The sequence below is a fragment of the Xanthomonas sp. D-99 genome, from assembly GCF_017746145.1.
In the GTDB taxonomy this organism is placed as follows: Bacteria; Pseudomonadota; Gammaproteobacteria; order Xanthomonadales; family Xanthomonadaceae; genus Xanthomonas; species Xanthomonas cissicola.
In genome coordinates, this window is sequence record NZ_JAGHWU010000107.1 from 1 (window position 1) to 1,554 (window position 1,554).

Annotated in this window: 3 protein-coding genes; 2 read left to right on the forward strand and 1 reads right to left on the reverse strand. The window is 57.9% G+C overall.

Annotated features, from left to right (window positions below):
• Window positions 1-824, forward strand: an 824-nt coding sequence (locus J7360_RS20725; protein WP_244667869.1) for a plasmid mobilization protein, incomplete at its 5' end; no start/stop codon positions are given.
• Window positions 825-902: 78 nt separating this feature from the next.
• Here the strand turns inward: J7360_RS20725 and J7360_RS20730 are convergent.
• Window positions 903-1,280 (reverse strand): XVIPCD domain-containing protein, encoded by a 378-nt coding sequence (locus J7360_RS20730; protein ID WP_244667870.1) that lies wholly within the window; start codon window positions 1,278-1,280, stop codon window positions 903-905.
• A gap of 74 nt (window positions 1,281-1,354) precedes the next feature.
• On the opposite strand from J7360_RS20730, the gene J7360_RS20735 reads away from it, so the two are divergent.
• Window positions 1,355-1,554, forward strand: a 200-nt coding sequence (locus J7360_RS20735) for a transposase (protein ID WP_059001059.1), incomplete at its 3' end; no start/stop codon positions are given.

The following is a 1,554-nucleotide window of genomic DNA, read 5'->3' on the forward strand; positions in this document are numbered from 1 at the left end:
TTGTTCAGACCTTCCCTAAGGCGCATAGCCATGCCGCAGCACTCAAAGACAGACTGAGAGAGGCTGCCGGATCTGTCGAAGGCGCCGCGCTTCGTGCAAAGCACAAGGTCAGTCCTGTGCAAGAGGCGAAAGAGCGCTTGGCGCGTCAGCCTGCGCCTCGATCCGGACTGTATACGCCCTACACCGGTAAGACGCTGCACCTGAGCCGCGTGACACGCTTGGCTCGCTCCACGGGCAAAGATGCGGAGGTCTTAAACGCGGAAGCTCAGCTCATCGAAGACTGGTTGGAAGCGCAGCGCGAAGTCGCGCAGCAATCATTGGAGGTGTTGCGGATCATTCCCGGCATTCAGATTGAGCCAGCTTTTCAGCAAGCGTATGCGAGCCTGCTTTGCCGGCGAACGGACAACTACGCCACAAAGCCCTTCTTGTTCGAAGATACGGAAGTCTTAGCCAAGGCAGTGAGCCGCTATGTTCACGCCATGGTGCGGCCACATCGTGCGCGCATGGCGGTATTGCGAGCGCAAGCTCAGCTTTCGGACCATGAGGATACATCGCGGACGCAAGCTGCAATTCGTGCGCGACGCCGTTTCGCGCGTGCGAAGGTGCATGTCTCGCCTCGGATCGTGGCGATCCAGAACTGGCGGATCAACAAAACGCGTCAAGAGATGATAAGGGCCCGTCAAGCATTGGAGGAGAAATTCAACATGGAACTGTCTGAGAGTCTGGTCACAGCACCGACCATCGCAGAGAGTGCCGCCATGGCGACTGATCAACAGTCCGGTCAATGGGAATTGAAGTTTCGTCGTCCAAAGCCATCGATGTAGGGCAGAGGCGTCTAAGAAAAGCAGCAAGACTGCTCCTTGTCGAAAGGGGCAGTCTTCTTGTTGATCGTTGTTGCCTGCTTAGCTCATCCGCATCTGGGGCGCGTTTTGGCTTTGCGTCTGCTCCAAGGTCTGCTGCTGAGCTTGGCTTTGCGCCAATCGGTGATTGACTTGTTCGAGCTGATTGAACGACTGCTCTACGGGAGTTTGAGCGGCTTGGGCTGTTGGCATGTGAGCCCGGAGCATGGCCGGATCGTTGGGAGAGCCTTGAACGACGAAGACATTGGTCGCTGCATCCAAGCTTGCAGTGCGGTTGCTCAGAAGAACATGGTCTACCCGGGTCAGCCCGTTGTCTTTCGCAAGCGTGAGTAAGCTTGCCGTCATTCGATCATTCACTTCGCCAGAGACGCCGTGCTGTTGGCCAAGCTCAGTGACCTTGGTCCGAATCTGCTCATGCATGGCGTGGTAATCCCCCCGCCCATTAGCAGACGCCAGAAGTGGAATTTTCTCGTACCCTTTCTCGAGGAGGTTCCATGAAGAAGTCCCGCTTTACCGACAGCCAGATCATCGCCGTGCTCAAGCAGGCCCAGGCCGGTGCGCCCGTGCCGGAGCTGTGCCGCGAGCACGGCATCAGCTCGGCGACGTTCTACAAGTGGCGCAGCAAGTTCGGCGGCATGGACGTGTCCATGGTCGCGCGCATGAAGGAGCTGGAGGAGGAGAACCGCCGGCTCAA

What these genes read in the sequence shown, in the direction of transcription:
- J7360_RS20730 (WP_244667870.1), bottom strand. Translation starts at nt 1,280, where the DNA reads ATGCATGAGCAGATTCGGACCAAGGTCACTGAGCTTGGCCAACAGCAC.